The 14,246-nt window shown below is 72.0% G+C and carries 12 protein-coding genes; 5 read left to right on the forward strand and 7 right to left on the reverse strand.

Going from position 1 to position 14,246, the window contains the following annotated elements; all coding sequences use genetic code 11:
* Positions 1-492: 492 nt before the first annotated feature.
* From FRAEUI1C_RS02200 to FRAEUI1C_RS02210, 3 genes are all read right to left on the reverse strand, one after another.
* Positions 493-1,395 (reverse strand): alpha/beta fold hydrolase, encoded by a 903-nt coding sequence (locus FRAEUI1C_RS02200; protein ID WP_013421645.1) that lies wholly within the window; start codon positions 1,393-1,395, stop codon positions 493-495.
* 60 nt (positions 1,396-1,455) lie between these two features.
* A complete protein-coding gene (locus FRAEUI1C_RS02205) occupies positions 1,456-2,409 on the reverse strand; it encodes a LysR family transcriptional regulator (protein WP_013421646.1) in 954 nt (317 codons plus the stop codon).
* 97 nt (positions 2,410-2,506) lie between these two features.
* Positions 2,507-3,472, reverse strand: coding sequence for a carotenoid biosynthesis protein (locus FRAEUI1C_RS02210; RefSeq protein ID WP_013421647.1), 966 nt, complete (start codon positions 3,470-3,472; stop codon positions 2,507-2,509).
* Positions 3,473-3,768: 296 nt separating this feature from the next.
* Between FRAEUI1C_RS02210 and FRAEUI1C_RS02215 the strand changes: the two genes are divergently transcribed.
* Positions 3,769-4,224, forward strand: a complete 456-nt coding sequence (locus FRAEUI1C_RS02215; RefSeq protein WP_013421648.1) for a TSCPD domain-containing protein — start codon at positions 3,769-3,771, stop codon at positions 4,222-4,224.
* A gap of 180 nt (positions 4,225-4,404) precedes the next feature.
* On the opposite strand, the gene FRAEUI1C_RS02220 is transcribed toward FRAEUI1C_RS02215, so the two are convergent.
* A complete protein-coding gene (locus FRAEUI1C_RS02220) occupies positions 4,405-4,635 on the reverse strand; it encodes a hypothetical protein (protein WP_013421649.1) in 231 nt (76 codons plus the stop codon).
* A gap of 157 nt (positions 4,636-4,792) precedes the next feature.
* Here FRAEUI1C_RS02220 and FRAEUI1C_RS02225 point away from each other — a divergent pair, with 157 nt between their 5' ends.
* Both FRAEUI1C_RS02225 and FRAEUI1C_RS02230 read left to right on the forward strand, forming a co-directional pair.
* Positions 4,793-6,319: a phytoene desaturase family protein gene (locus FRAEUI1C_RS02225; RefSeq protein ID WP_013421650.1), complete on the forward strand. Its 1,527-nt coding sequence runs from the start codon at positions 4,793-4,795 to the stop codon at positions 6,317-6,319.
* A gap of 68 nt (positions 6,320-6,387) precedes the next feature.
* Complete coding sequence (locus FRAEUI1C_RS02230; RefSeq protein WP_013421651.1) at positions 6,388-7,002, forward strand: TetR/AcrR family transcriptional regulator; 615 nt, start codon at positions 6,388-6,390, stop codon at positions 7,000-7,002.
* Between the two features lie 74 nt (positions 7,003-7,076).
* Here the strand turns inward: FRAEUI1C_RS02230 and FRAEUI1C_RS02235 are convergent, their stop codons facing one another.
* A complete protein-coding gene (locus tag FRAEUI1C_RS02235) occupies positions 7,077-8,345 on the reverse strand; it encodes an ABC transporter substrate-binding protein (protein ID WP_013421652.1) in 1,269 nt (422 codons plus the stop codon).
* 442 nt (positions 8,346-8,787) lie between these two features.
* Here FRAEUI1C_RS02235 and FRAEUI1C_RS02240 point away from each other — a divergent pair, with 442 nt between their 5' ends.
* Positions 8,788-10,056, forward strand: a complete 1,269-nt coding sequence (locus FRAEUI1C_RS02240; RefSeq protein ID WP_013421653.1) for a hypothetical protein — start codon at positions 8,788-8,790, stop codon at positions 10,054-10,056.
* Between the two features lie 47 nt (positions 10,057-10,103).
* On the opposite strand, the gene FRAEUI1C_RS02245 is transcribed toward FRAEUI1C_RS02240, so the two are convergent.
* Positions 10,104-11,186: a YihY/virulence factor BrkB family protein gene (locus FRAEUI1C_RS02245; RefSeq protein WP_013421654.1), complete on the reverse strand. Its 1,083-nt coding sequence runs from the start codon at positions 11,184-11,186 to the stop codon at positions 10,104-10,106.
* 120 nt (positions 11,187-11,306) lie between these two features.
* Positions 11,307-12,746 carry an NAD(P)/FAD-dependent oxidoreductase gene (locus FRAEUI1C_RS02250; RefSeq protein ID WP_013421655.1) on the reverse strand — a complete coding sequence of 480 codons (1,440 nt, stop codon included), beginning with the start codon at positions 12,744-12,746 and terminating at the stop codon, positions 11,307-11,309.
* Positions 12,747-13,476: 730 nt separating this feature from the next.
* Between FRAEUI1C_RS02250 and FRAEUI1C_RS02255 the strand changes: the two genes are divergently transcribed.
* The gene (locus FRAEUI1C_RS02255; protein ID WP_232425271.1) at positions 13,477-14,193 is read left to right on the forward strand and encodes an MTB12 C-terminal domain-containing protein; all 717 of its coding nucleotides are present in this window, start codon (positions 13,477-13,479) and stop codon (positions 14,191-14,193) included.
* Positions 14,194-14,246: the final 53 nt, after the last annotated feature.

Raw genomic sequence — 14,246 nt, forward strand, 5'->3', positions numbered from 1 at the left:
GGCACGCCCGGACCGACCTGCGTGGTTCGGGTTGGTCCACCCCGGATGATGTAGACCGGGTCTCGCGAGCCCATAGCGCCGCGGACGCTCGTCGTCATCTTTCCCCTTTGCCTGCCTGGCATGCCGCGAACGGCCGCGGAACGCTGCAACGCCAGGAAACTCGGCGGTCTGATGCGCGGCAAGGCCGCTCGATCGGGACTCCGGGACAACCTCGCGGCGTCCGGCGCGCAGCCGCCACGGGCCGCGGGTCGCAAGATGCCGTCGCAATCCGCTGGTAAATCGAACGGGTCGGTAGGATTCCGTCGCCGCGGGTCGAAACGGTTTCCGAATCCGACTTCGTGTGACGCGAGTGTGTCGGTTCGCGTGGCGTTGCCCCCACGCGGGCCGGTCCGGTGGCCGGGGATGCGCCCGAGACGCGCGACATGCCGCCGCGGGCCGGCGGCCGGGTTTCCGTCAGGCGCTGCACCTGGCCGTACGGGTCACGGGTCGTGGTTAGAGCGCTGCCCACAGGTCGGTAATGGCGCGGGCGAAATCGGCCGGGGCCTCCTGCGGCGCATTGTGGCCGGCATTGAGCACGCGGTGGGCGACCAGGGCCGGGAAGTGGGGCTCATACGCGGCGCGCGGCTTGGGCGGCTGGACGGTGTCGTGCTCGCCGTCCAGCACGACGGTCGGCACGGTGATCGGGGGCTGGAGCGCCAGGGCGGCTTCGGTCGGCTCGTAGGCCGGGTCGCCGGCGACGAGTCCATAGCGGTGCCGGTAGGAGTGGACGACCACGTCGACGAAGTCGGGATTGTCGAAGGACCGCGCGGACGCGGCGAAGGCGGTCTCCGAGAAGCCCCAGGTCGGGGACCATTCGCGCCACAACTGCCGGGCGAACTCCGACCGGTAGGCGGCCAGGCCTCGTACGCCGCGCTCGCCGTGCAGGTAGTACTGGTACCACAGCCGCCTTTCCAACTCGGGTCGCCGGGGCGTCGACGAGGCCGCGATGTCCTGGATGTTGTAGCCGGTGGCCGTGACCAGCCCGCCCACCCGGCGCGGCCACAGCGCGGAGACGACGCACGCCGCCCGACCGCCCCAGTCGTAGCCGGCGACCAGCGGCGATTCCAGGCCGAGCACGTCGATCAGCGCCAGCAGGTCGTGCGCCAGCGCCGCCTGCTGCCCTGACCGCGGGGTCGAGGCCTGCGTGAACCTGGTCTCCCCGTAGCCGCGCAGGTACGGCACGACCACGTCGGCGCCCTCGGCCGCCAGCAGCCGCGCGACCTCGTCGTAGCACCGGGCGTCGTAGGGGAACCCGTGCAGCAGGACCACCGGCCGGCCGTCGCGGCTGCCGCTGCGCTCGAGTGTCACGTCGAGGACCCCGGCCCGAACCTGGATCCGCTCCGCGCCTGACGCCATCGATTCCCTCCGCGTCCGTGGACCGCCGTGGAGCAGGCCGTCCCCGAGGTGCTCAGCGTCTCAGACCGGTCGCATACCCGGCGAGGCTGACCCGGGGGCGGCGGCCTGGGCCTGCTCGGAGAACGGTCCGGCGCCGTCGAGGCTGCGCAGGAAAGCGCCGACCACCGGCTGCGGGTCGGGACGCCAGACCGCGTACACCCCGACGGTCGGTACCGGGTCGACGAGCCGCACGGCGGCCATGCCAGGGGTCGGCAGCGCCGCGCCGCGCGCCGTGGAGGCGAACCCGACCAGGTCGCGGGTCGTGACGACGAGGCCCGTGGCGCCGGAGTCGTCCACCTCGTCGGCGATGGTCAGCCGGATGCCGCTGAGGTCCGCGGCGGCGAGGATCGCGTCGTGCATCGCCGGGCTCTCGTGCCGGCGGAAGAGCACGCACCGCTGCTCGGCGAGCTCGCGGAACGCGACCTGCCCCCGGTTGACCCACGGATGCCGCCCGCCGACGACGGCGACCAGGGGCACGGTCAGCAGCCGCCGTGACCGCAGCGCGGCGGCGAGCGGCCCGGCGAAGGCGAGCGCGACGTCGAGCTTGCCGTCGGCGAGAGCCGTCAGCTGCGGCCCGCTGCGGGCCTCCCAGAGCTGGGTCGAGATCCTCGGATAATCCGCGTTCAACCGTCGCAGGGTCGGCTCCAGGATTCGCTGCCCGGCGGGGAAGTTGAACCCGATCGAGATCGAGCCGGTCCGTCCGGAGGCGGCTTCCCTGGTCACCCGGACCGCTCGATCGGCCTGATCGAGGAGACGGCGGGCCTCCAGTTCGAAGACGCGGCCGGCGGGTGTCAGCTTCACCTGGTGGGGAGCGCGCTGCACGAGCTCGACGCCGACGGAGCGTTCCAGTCGCTGCAGCTGTTGGCTGAGGGAAGGCTGACCCATATGGAGGCGGGCCGCGGCGCGCCCGAAGTGCAGCTCCTCGGCGATCGCCAGGAAGGCGGCGAGATACCGCAGCTCGAATCTGCTTTCCATGGCACCCTCCCGGGGCCACGCTACCGACCGAATCTAACGCCCGGTGAACGGGACGGGTGACTCCGCGTGCCGCGCGACTTCTTGACGAATGGCCAGGTCAGGGCAATGCGCGGAGCTGCGCGTCGCGTGTCGCATCCGGTGCGGTCCCGGTCGGGGCGAGCGCCCTGATCAGAGCCAGCGCGGCGACGAGGCCAAGCGTCAGCAGGCTGACGACGAATGCCGACCCGTAGATGTCGGCCGACACGAACGTTCTGCCGCCCACGGTGACCTTTCCCGCGGGCGGGGACAGAAAGCACCCGAGCAGTGGAAGGATGGGCGCCGCCCACACCACGCTCGGGAGGGCCCAGTGAGCCCGGGCGGCCGGTGGTGTCCGGGTGGCGGCCTTCTGCTCGACCAGCGCGAAGACCTGCGTGATGATCCAGCCGGTAAGCAGCCACCCGAGAAAGTTCGAGACGGGTACGCCGAAGTAGCCGCCCGGGTGGGTGTACCGGTACCGGGAATCGACCGTCGCGAACACCGCGTCGAAGGCGAAGTCCCAGCCGGTGAGGATCAGCGTCGCGACCAGAGGCGTGGTGAAGCGCTCGAAGCCCACCGACCGGGCCGGCGTGCCGCGTCCGATCACGCAGGCCAGCACCCAGGCGATCCAGCCGTATCCGAAGTAGGCCGACGGCACCACGAGCGGGATATCAAGAAGGCGGGGCCCGCCCGTGTTGTGCACGTAGAAGCCGAACGGGAAGCCGTACGCGACGCTGGTCGCCTCCAGGACGAACCCGACCGCGTAGCTGATCACGAAGAAGGTCCCGATACCGCGCCAGCCCACGGAGAGCGAACCGTGGACGATGCTGAACAGCAGCGCGACGCCGGTCAGCAGGCCCAGCGCGGCGTCGCCGACCGGACCGGTTCCCCCGACCGCCCCTGCCACGGCGGCGACCAGCGCGACGAGCGCCAGGACCCAGGCGGCGGTGACCCGTGGGCCGCCCCGGGTGGGCCCCTTGACCACCTCGGGCGCCGCGCTCTCGTTCGTGCCGACCGCGGCTGGTCCCCCTTGGGCCTCGATAGCCATCCGCTGCGACCTCATCTCACCTGGGATAGATATACATATTTTAGGGCCGGGCTCACGCACAGTCGCGCGTTTGGCGCCCGGCGGCCACGGCGCGGCGGCGCACCGCCAATCCGTCCGTGGGCCTTCGCCCGGCGGCCCGCGACACGCCACGGCCAGACCTGGACAGTCGCCGCAGGGCTGGCGATAGGCTCCAGTCCGCCCGAGCCCAACATCCTCGATAGGCGCTCCGTGTCGAGCCCAACATGTTGTGGTGCGGCGGTCTGGCCTGTCTGGGAATGGTGAACGGGAGGCGCTGGGTGGTCACCGGTACGCAGGAGCGACACATCGCGCGGCAGCGCGCGGCTGTCACCAGGTCCTTCACCGTCGGGGGCGCCCAGGGCTACCTGCTCACCTCGCGGTGCTCGGACGGCACGCCCGCGGACCTGCGACTCATCATGGGCCGGCCCGGCACGACGCTGCATGGCCTGCTCGACACGGTGGCCGTCGCGATCTCGACCGGCCTGCAGACCGGCATCCCGCTGGCCACGTTCGTCCGCCGGTTCGCCGACACGCGGTTCGAGCCCGCCGGGCTCACCGACGATCCGGAGATCCCCGAGGTGACCTCGGTCGTCGACTACGTGGTCCGCCGGCTCGCGCTGGACTACCTGACGCTCGAGGACCGCGTCCCGCTGGACGTCCTCACGCCCCTGGAGCGGGCCGCGACGAGACCACGCCACGCCGGCCCGGTCGGCTGGCGCGCTGGCCGGTCATGATCGGATGGCTTCGAGGTATCCCGGGCTACCTCGCATCCACCCGATCATGGACTAGCGGTGCCCCCAGGGATCTTCGGGAACTCGACCTGACGAGCCGCCGCCAGGACCCCGCCCATACGTCGGCGGGCGGGCGCGCCGGTCTGTGCCGGTCGCGCCCGCCCGCCGAGGGCTTGCTCGTCGTCACACGTTGGGCGCGCCTTCGCCCTTCTGGTGGGCGCCGCGCTCGAGGTGCTCGCGGTAGGCGGCGTCCTGCGCCGCCGTGGTGGTCAGGCCGTCCGCGGCGCGCATCGCCTCTTCGTCGATCGGACCGCCGTCCGCGCCGGTGACGGACTCGTCCCTGCGTCGGCCCTCTTTGGCCTCGGCAAGCGCATCGGGGTTACGGAAGTCGAGGTCGGGGTCCTGGTTCGACATCGAATCAGCTCCTCTTTCCGAAAGGCTGTGCCGGCTGGCTGTGCCCACCTGCCTGCGGACCTTCCCGGCGCCGGTGCCGTCAACCCGGCCGAACCGGTAATTCCGACCACCGGAGCGAGCCATTGACTCGCCGGATCATCCGGCGCATCGTGAACGAATGTTCAGAACGGACGTTCAGAACGAGCGGCCGGGGACCGGGCCGTTCGACGTGGCGGTGATCGGCGGTGGCCCGGCCGGCATGGCGACCGCGCTGCGGCTGCAGGCCGCGGGCGTCTCGACGGTGGTGCTGGAGGCCCATGGCCACGTCGGCGGCTGCGCGGGCTACTACCGCAGGCGGGGCTTCTCGTTCGACGTCGGCGCGACCACGCTCGTCGACTTCGCGCCCGGGGGAGTCGGCGCCGAGCTGATCGAGTCGGTGGGGCTGGGCCCACTGGACGCGCAGGAGCTGCCGGGCTACGTCGCGCACCTGCCCGATCGCCAGGTCGTGCTGCACCGGGACCAGGCGCTGTGGCACGCCGAGCGGCTGCGCGCGCTCGGCGACTCCGACCGCCACCGGCGCTTCTGGGCGCTGCTCGATCGGCTGGCGCGGACGTTCTGGCGGGCGAGCCGGGCCGGGGTGCGCCTCCCGGTCCGGGGGCCGGCCGACGCGCTGCACGACCTGCGCGCCGTCGGCCCGGCCGGCGTGCCGCTCGCGCGTTACATGACCTGGACGCTCGGGGACGCGCTGCGCCGGCACCGCCTGCGCGACGATGCCGCGCTCGTCGGGCTGCTCGCGATGCTGGTCGAGGACACCGTGCACGCGTCCGTCGACGACGCGCCGCTGATCAACGCCGCGCTCGGCGTGACGATCCGGGGCGCCGGGCTCAGCCGCCACGCCGGCGGCATGAGCGGCTTCTGGCGCGCACTCGTGGCGCACTACCGAAGGCTTGGCGGCCAGCTGCGGGCGGGCAGCCCGGTCTCGCGCGTCGACGGCGAGACGGGCGCCTACCGGTTGGCGACCCGGCGGGGCCCGGTCCACGCCCGCCGGATCGTGGCCGCGGTGCCCGCCGCGGCCACGGCCGCGATCTGCGCGGGCCTTCCGGTCGCCGGCCGGCTGCGTCCGTACCTGGACCGTGACGCGGACGCGCTCGGTGGCGCGTGCGTGATGTTCCTGGGCGTGCCCGACGGCGAGGTGGCCGGGCAGGAGCTCACCCACCACCAGTTCCTGCGGTCGTACGACCAGCCGCTGGGCGACGGGAACAACATGTTCCTCTCCGTCTCCGCGGCCGGGGACACCCTCAGCGCGCCGCCGGGCCACCGCGCGGTCATGATCTCCACCCACACCGATCTGGCCGGCTGGGCGGGGCTCGGCCCGGCCGAGTACGAGCAGCGCAAGAAGTGGATCGGCGAGGTGCTCGTCGCCTGCGCGCGGCGTGCCTACCCGGCGCTCGGGGAACGGGCCGTGATCGCCGAGACGGGCACCCCGCGCAGTTACGAACGGTTCGGGTTCCGGCCGGGTGGCGCGGTGGGTGGCGTCCGCCAGCGCCTGGGCAACTCCAACCAGCACGCCATCCCGCACGACCTGGGTGGCCGCGGCCTCTGGCTGGTCGGTGACTCGACCTGGCCTGGCCTCGGCACGGTGGCCTGCGTGCTGGGCAGCCGCATCGTCGCGGACGGGATGCTGCGCGAACGGGGATTCGCCTGACGACGTGTGGCGCGTCCTGAGCGCGCGACTCGCCCCTGACGCCTGGGCGTGCCCGGCGGGGGAGGATCATGCGGTCCGTGGCTGACACCCGCGGGCGCGTCCTCGACGCCACCCTCGCCTGTCTCGTGCGGCACGGCTACGGGGGCACGACGGCGCGGGCGATCGGGCAGGTCGGCGGCTTCGCCCCAGGGGTGATCTACTACCACTTCACCGACCTGGACGACGTCCTGGTGGCAGCCCTGACCACCACCTGCGAGGGGCGCGTCCAGCGTTACCGGGAGGCGCTGGCCGGCATCGACCGGGCCGGTCCGGCGGTGGAGGCGCTGCGCGCGCTCTATTTGGAGGACACCGAGGTCGGGCACATCGCCGCCGTCCAGGAGATCTACGCCGGGGCACGGCCTGGCTCGCGGCTCGCCGCCCAGCTCGCGCTGGAGACCCGCCGGTGGGAGGAGGTCGCCGTCGAGCTGCTCACCACCCTGCTGACCGGCAAGCCGTTCGCCACGGTGATCCGGATGCCCGTGCTCGCGAACGCGGCCGTCGCCTTCTATCTCGGCGCCGAGACGCTCGCCCACCTCGACGACGACTCCACCCGCATGACCGAGTTCTTCGACCAGGCCGCCCGGCTCGCCGTGTACTTCGACCGGATTCCCCGGCTGCGCAAGCGGGGCCAGCAGGCGCTCTGACGCCGGCCGGGCCGGGAGCCGATGCGCTCGCCGGCCGAGTTCTCGTCGCGGCGGGCGAGCGCACCGGCCGTGGCTCAGGACAGCAGCTGGTCCATCTGCTGCGCGCTGATCGGGCTGCCGCACTGCGGCTGGCCGTCGAACAGCGGCACGAACTGCTTGCCGTCCTTGCTGACCTGGACGAAGTAGTAGCAGGGCCTGGGCTGCTTGTAGTTCTGGGAGAGGTCGATGTTGCCGGGGACGAGCCCGGCGCCGTCGTAGTCCCGCACCGCGCGCAGCCCGGCGATGAAGGACTCCCGGGTCGGGCACGGCCCGGCGGCCTTCAGCCCGCGGACGAACAGGTCGGCGGACACGTACCCGTCGGCCCCGCTGTCCTGGTTCGGCGGCTGGATCTCCGGCGAATACTGGTTCATCGCGTCCAGGAAGGTCTTCTGCTCCGGGGTGTTCAGCTGCCACGGCCGGGTCTCGGTCGAGATCAGCGTCCCGGCGAGCGCGGGACCCTCCGTCTGGAGCAGCTTCGGGTCGTAGCCCAAGGGCATGATGACGACCTTGAGCTGGACACCGAGGGCGCGGGCGGCCGGAAGGATGTTGACGGCGGCATCCGGCAGCAGGACCCCGGCAAGAGTGTCGATGTTGTTCTGCTTCAGCTGCTGGGCCATGTTCTGATATCCGGTGCTCTCGGACACCGGGAATTCCTTGACGATCTGCACGTGTGCCGCGGCCAGGCTCGCGCTGTACTGGCGACTGAAGTCGAGCTCGGACTTGCTACCAGTGGTAATGAGCGCGGCGCGCGTTCCACCCTGGGCTCGAATGACGTCGCCGTAAACGGTACTGGAACCGTTACCGAGATAATAGAACGAGAACATGTTGGCCAGGCCTACCCAGCCGGGATCGCTGGCCAGGCCGGTGACCGGAACATTCCGTTGGCCGAGCCAGGCGACCGATCCGGTGGTGGCGCCGGGTGCCTCTATGATCCCGAAGACCTTTTCCTCGTCGACGAGCTGTCTTGCGCCGAGAAGGTTGATGTTCTGGTCCGACGCGTCGTCGCGCCAGGCATACGTGATCTTGCGTCCGTTGACGCCGCCTCGGTCGTTCTCCAAGTCGAGTCGCGCGTCAACCCCGGCCCGGAAGGCCCGCATGCTGCTGGCACCGCTCCCGCTGTCCCCCCACAGCAGGCCTGCCTTGATCTCGGTCTTCGTGACGCCGGGTGCCGAGGTCGAGCAGGAAACGCTGCCCGACGCGGTTCCGTCGCCCTGGCCGCAGGCGGTCAGGGCGACGGCTAAGCTGCTGACGCTGAGTGCCAGCGCGGCAACTCGCCGCGCTGTACTGGGCCTGGGTAACTCCATATCGCCGCTCCTCGATGGGGCCCAATCGCCGCAGGTGCCGTCCGTCGTCCCGCGCTTCATCGAAGCGCATCGACGGTGACTTGACTTTGCGCCGATAGATGGGTATTTGCTGAGTCGCAAAATAGGCCTGACGGGCCGAGGGTCATTGCCGGTGCCGTTGGTGCGACCTGACTACATCTCTATCTCTCGACCGTGGATTCCCGCTCGGGGCCGAAGTGCGTAGCGGCACCTTCGAGCCGGCTGGCGAGCCGGTGGGCCTACACGGATCCCGTCCGCGCCCGGCGCGGCCGCGCGGTCGAGGCCGGGCGCGGGCCACCCGAGCCGGCCGCGCGCGAGTCGTCTCGGCGCCGATCGACCGGCGTGGGGCCGTCACCAGGAGTTTTGTAGTCGGGACGTTTTCCGACATTGCCGGGAGGGTCAAATCGGACTATCAAGGCATCCTGTGACCTTCTACCCACGCAATGCCGCGTTACGTGTTGGCACCTTGTTGGGCGGGCCGGTGCTCGCCGCCGCCGTCCTCACCGCGTCGCCGGCGACGGCCGCGCCGGCGTCGCCCCAGGCGATCCCGCCGATCCTGCTGGCCGGCGACCAGTCGCAGACCGGCGCTGTCGACATCTCCCCGACCGGGGTGGTCGTCGGCACCACCCAGGCCCCACCGCCGGCGAACATCCCCGGCGGGACCTCGCCGAGCACGCCGCTGCGCTGGCTGCCCACCCCGACCGGCTACGTCAAGCAGACGCTCAGCCTGCCGGCCGGCGCCACCAGCGCGACCGTCACGGGCGTCACCGACCTCGGGGAGGCCGGGGGGACGCTGACCACGGCAGCCGGCCAGCAGCCGGTGCGCTGGTCCGTCTCCGGCCTGCAGACCACCGCGCTCGGGCCGCCCGGCAGCTCGACGACCACCGCCGTCGGCCCTGGCCACTGGGCGGTCGAGACCGGTGACACGATCAGCGGCACCGCGACGCTCTTCGCGCGGGACGGCAGCACGACCGCGCTGGCCGGAACGCCGGAGCTGGCGGGCGCCCGGATCGTGACCGCGGTGTCCATCGGCGGCCCCGGCACGGTCCTGCTCGGCGCGATCAGCGGTGTCGGGATGGGCACCACGGGCCGCGCGGTCGTGTGGCGGTCCGGCTCGACGGTGTCGCTGCCGGTGATCTCCGCCTTCTCGATCGGCTCGGCCTGCCTGTCGGCGATCCAGCCGGACGGTTCGGTCGCCTACAGCGGCGTCGTCATCAACCCGGCCCCCGCCCAGGTCATCGGGGTGCATCGCGGCGGCGTCCCCGGTACCGAGGTCGCGCTGCCGACCGGCGGCCGGACGGCGACGCTCGGGTGCTCGCCCGCGGGTGGGCCCGTGGACGCGCTCGCCAGTGACGGCTCCGTGGTCGGTCAGCTGCTCGCCGCTCCCGGACAGCCCGCCGAGGCCGCGCTGTGGCGCGACGGTGCGCTGGTGCCGCTCGGGGTGGCGGCCGGCGAGACCGCCACCACCGCGGCGGCCGTCGCGAGCGGCGGCCGGGTCATCCTGGTCGCGACGACCACGGCCGGCGTTCAGCAGCCCTACCTGTGGACGAACGGCGTCCGCGTCCCGCTGACGCTGCCCGCCGGCTGGACCCTGCGCACCATCGTCAAGTTCACCGACGCCGGCGCCGTCCTGGGAGCCGTTCAGAACGCGGCTGGCGACATTCGTCCCGTCGTCTGGCGCACCCGGGGCTAAGCGCGCGCGAGGGGCCCGGCCGGTCGGCCGGGCCCCTGTGCTCGTCTCTAACCGGTTGGCGCCTCGGCGTGGGTGGTCTCGGTAGGGGCATCAGGTGCCGTCGGCTTTGGCTTCTTCCGAAGCGGGCGACGGGGAAAGCGGCGCGTGTCGCGTGGTCGGGCGTACGGCTCGGTTTTCGCCGGATAGCCGCCGACGATGGCCCGCTGGCGCGCCAGCTCGGCGTCGAACTCCAGCCCGAGCAGGATCGCCAGGTTGGTCAGCCACAGCCAGACCAGGAAGATGATGACCCCGGCCACGGCCCCATAGGTCTTGTTGTACGAGCCGAAGTTGCTGACGTAGAAGGCGAAGGCGGCCGAGGCGACCATCCAGATGGCCAGGGCGAGCACGGTGCCGGGAGTCAGCCATCGAAAGCCCTGATGCCGGACGTTGGGCGCCGCCCAGTACAGGATCGCGATCATCAGGATGACGAAGACGACGAGGACCGGCCATTTGGCGTATGACCACACGTCGACCGCGGTCTGGCCGATACCGAGCGCCGATCCGGCCTGACGGGCCACCTTGCCGCTGAACACCACGATCACGGCGCTCAGGGCGGCCAGGACCATCAGCGCGACGGTCAGCCCGATGCGCAGTGGCGCGATCTTCCAGGCCGGGCGGCCCTCGGGGATGTCGTACACGGCGTTGGCGGCCCGGATGAACGCGGCGACGTAGCCGGACGCCGACCACAGCGCACCGGCGAGGCCGACGATGGCGAGCACACTGCCCGTCCCGGCGCTGCCACGAACGCCGTCGACCGCGCCGCTGACCACGTCCCGCGCCGAGGCCGGCGTCAGGTTCTGCAGGTTGTCCAGGACCGTCGTGGTCGCGGACTGGCCGATCACGCCCAGCAGCGACACCAGGACCAGCAGGGCGGGGAAGATCGCCAGGATGGAGTAATAGGTCAGCGCGGCGGCCCGGTCGGACAGCGCGTCCTCGTTGAACTCGGCGACGGTCCTGCGCAGCACCGCCCACCAGGATCCGGGCCGTAGCTCGGCCAGCCGGTCCGGCTCGGCCTCCTGGACCGCGGCGTCCGGTCCCGTGCCCACCGCGAGCTCGGTGGGCTGGCCGCGCCTTCGCCTGATCAACGCCATGTGGCGGCTTCTACCCCGGCGCCGGCGCGATAACGCGACTGGTCGGAGGGCCCGGCACCATCCGGCGGCTGGTCCCCGGCGGCAGCGGCTTGCCTGGGAGCGACGAGGGCCGCGCCAGCCTCAGTTGGGATACAGGCGGGTGTCCTCGATCTCGGCGATCGTCGCGTGGGGCGGTGGCAGGAACCCGAGCTGGACGACCTGCTCCGGAAACGCGGCGGCGAGCAGCCAGTCGCAGGCGACGTGAGCCCGGTTGGTGCCGGTGCCGAGAGCGAGCAGATGGTAGGTGCGGGTGACGAGGGCGGCCGGCGCACCCGAGAGGTGAAGGCCGAGCGGGTTGGCGACCGCGTCGCCGGCACCGAGGTCGACCACGAACCCGAGATCGCGGTGCCGGTACGGGCTCGCCTTGCCGTAGCCGAGTGAGGCGGCGATGTTGCGGCCGGCGGCGGCGCCCTGCCGGACCGCGTGCTGCGCGGTCTGCCCGGCCGGCGCGCCACCCCTGGTCACGTCGGGGACCGCCGCGGCGTCACCCAGCGCGAACACGCCGGCCGCGCCGGGGACGTTGAGCCTTTCGTCGACGACGAGCCGGCCCTTGCTGGTCTCGGTGCCGACCTTCTCCATCAGCGGGTTGGGGGTGACTCCCGTGCACCAGACGAGGGTGTGGGCCGGCACCGTCTCGCCGTTGCTCAGGGTCACCGAATCCGCGGTGACCCGGGTGACCGACGTCTGCGGCCAGACCTCGACCCCGCGGTCACGCAGGACCTTGAGCGCGCCCGCCCCGAGCGTCTCGTCGAGCTCGGGAAGCACCCGCGGGGCCCGGTCCAGCAGGATCCAGCGCACATCGTCGGCGGCCAGCCGGGGGAAGTACCTGAGCGCGTCGAGGGTGAATCGGCGCATCTGCGCGGCCAGCTCGGTTCCGGTGTAGCCGGCGCCGCAGACGACGAAGGTGCCCCTGGCCCGCCGTTCGGCCGGGTCCGGGCAGGTGCTGGCGTACTCAAGCTGCCGCAGGACGTGGTCGCGCAGGTAGACCGCCTCGGCGAGGTTCTTCAGGCCCAGGCCGTACTGGGCCAGTCCGGGGATGTCGAAGGTGCGGGTGAGCGATCCGGGGGCGAGGACGAGACGGTCCCAGCCGAGCCTGAACGAGCCGTTTCCGTCGACGACGGTGATCGTCCTGGCGGCCGTGTCGACGTCGACGGCGTGCCCGGTCCGCAGCGTCGTGCGCCGCAGCGACGCCCGCAGCGGGATCGCGAGGTGCCGCGGCTCGACCTCGCCGGCGCACACCTGCGGGAGCAGCGACGTGTACAGCAGATGGTCGGTCGGCGAGACCAGCTCCAGGTCGGCGGCGTCGGCAGGCAGCCGCGCCTCCAGGTGGCGCAGCACCCCGAGGCCGGCGAAACCGCCGCCCACGACGACGACGCGCGGCCGCCGGGTGTCCCTCGGCGGGGCACCGCCCGCGCTGCCGTCCTCGGGCCTGGCCGTGACGTCCTGCGCCTGGTCGGCTCCGCGCTGGCGGAGGGCCTCGATCATGCGGGCGGTGCGCGCTAGCGCGACGGAGTTCTTCACGATGCCGCTGTCCTCCTTGTCCGAGGGCGGAGTCGTCCGAGGCCGGAGTCCTCGTGGGGCCGGACCCGATCGGCGCCTACCCGCTGGAGGTGCCCGCACACTCCTGCCGACCCGCGGAGGTCGCTGGGCGCTCTGGCGTCGTCTTGATCGCGGCTTTGGCCCTGGAGTGGTCGTGGCAGGGGCGTTTCCGTCACCACTCCAGGGCCGAAACGGTGATCATGGTCGGTGCGGTGGCCCGTGCCGGCGTTGTCGACCTCCGAGGGACGATCATCGCCTGTGGCCGGCGTCTCTTGCGTGGACATGTGCCACCTCCTATGCGCTTCCGGTGCCCCCGAAAGGCCGCACTATGACTGTTAGCCGGCGAATCGCAGCGATCTCACTGAAAGTGTCCACATGGACACGTAATGCGGTTCGTGTCGGAGTGGTGGCCCGCGCGCCTCGTCGCCTCGCCCGCCGGGCCGGACCCGGGCCGCAAGGGCCGAAATTCCGCCGATTTCGGCTCAACCTCCGTGCCGGGGCTCGCGTTTGTAAGTGAGGCAACCGTGCCCCAGAGGAGGACGCGATGACGATGTCCGACCGATCAGGGAGAAATCTGATCGCCAGTTCTGCGCGAACCAGGTGGAAGAGACGTCTGACCGGGCTGGCCCTGCTTGTCGCCGGCGCCGCCGCGGTGATTCCCGCACAGGGAGCGCTGGCGGCCGGAAACGGGCCCCAGCCGCCTTCTACCCGGGTGGATGCCGCAATCAAGGCCGCCTACCTGCAGGCATTCACCGGTGGTCAGAATCAGGCCCACAATCTCGCCGCGGTCGAGGACGGCCCGGCGCTGGCCAGCACCCTCGCGCTGGCCGAGCAGAACTTCCCGGCGGCCACCAGCCCGTCCCAGGTGACGGTCTCGGGTATCAAGATCAAGGGGCCGGCGAAGGCGGCGTTGCGTTTCGACGTCGTCTACCAGGGCGGTTATGACATCGGCCAGCGGGACGGCACGGCCGTTGTCGTCGACCGTCAGTGGAAGGTCAGCCGGGACACCTTCTGCTCCGTGCTGAGCCTCGCGGGCGCCGTCTGCCCGCCGAAGGCGGGACGTCCGCCCCGCGACCCGGCCGCTGCCCGGCTGGCCATCCAGCAGGCCTATACGCGGGCGTTCACCGGTGGCGAGGACCCGGCCTACAGTCTCGGCGCGGTGGAGGACGGCCCGGCGCTCGCCGGCACGCTGGCGCAGGCGATGCAGAACTTCCCCGGTGCTACGTCGACCGCCGCGGTGACGACCGGCGACATCGTCTTCACCAGTCCGCGCAGTGCGGCGCTCCCGTTCCACATCACCTATCAACAGGGTGCCGACTTCGGCGTGCAGAACGGCACCGCCGTCATCGTCGGTGGCCAGTGGAAGGTCAGCCGGCAGACCTACTGCACCGTGATGGGCTGGGCCGGCGCCACCTGCCCGGCCCCGTGACGCCCCGCCAGGCGTGAGTTGACCGGCGGCGGCCCTCCGGGGTCGCCGCCGGG

Source organism: Pseudofrankia inefficax (genome assembly GCF_000166135.1).
GTDB classification, from domain to species: domain Bacteria; phylum Actinomycetota; class Actinomycetes; order Frankiales; family Frankiaceae; genus Pseudofrankia; species Pseudofrankia inefficax.

Excerpts from the sequence above, each read along its gene's own strand:
- FRAEUI1C_RS02200 (WP_013421645.1), bottom strand. The coding sequence starts at position 1,395 with ATGGCGTCAGGCGCGGAGCGGATCCAGGTTCGGGCCGGGGTCCTCGAC.
- FRAEUI1C_RS02205 (WP_013421646.1), bottom strand. The coding sequence starts at position 2,409 with ATGGAAAGCAGATTCGAGCTGCGGTATCTCGCCGCCTTCCTGGCGATC.
- FRAEUI1C_RS02210 (WP_013421647.1), bottom strand. The coding sequence starts at position 3,472 with ATGGCTATCGAGGCCCAAGGGGGACCAGCCGCGGTCGGCACGAACGAG.
- FRAEUI1C_RS02220 (WP_013421649.1), bottom strand. The coding sequence starts at position 4,635 with ATGTCGAACCAGGACCCCGACCTCGACTTCCGTAACCCCGATGCGCTT.
- FRAEUI1C_RS02225 (WP_013421650.1), top strand. The coding sequence starts at position 4,793 with ATGTTCAGAACGGACGTTCAGAACGAGCGGCCGGGGACCGGGCCGTTC.
- FRAEUI1C_RS02230 (WP_013421651.1), top strand. The coding sequence starts at position 6,388 with ATGCGGTCCGTGGCTGACACCCGCGGGCGCGTCCTCGACGCCACCCTC.
- FRAEUI1C_RS02235 (WP_013421652.1), bottom strand. The coding sequence starts at position 8,345 with ATGGAGTTACCCAGGCCCAGTACAGCGCGGCGAGTTGCCGCGCTGGCA.
- FRAEUI1C_RS02245 (WP_013421654.1), bottom strand. The coding sequence starts at position 11,186 with ATGGCGTTGATCAGGCGAAGGCGCGGCCAGCCCACCGAGCTCGCGGTG.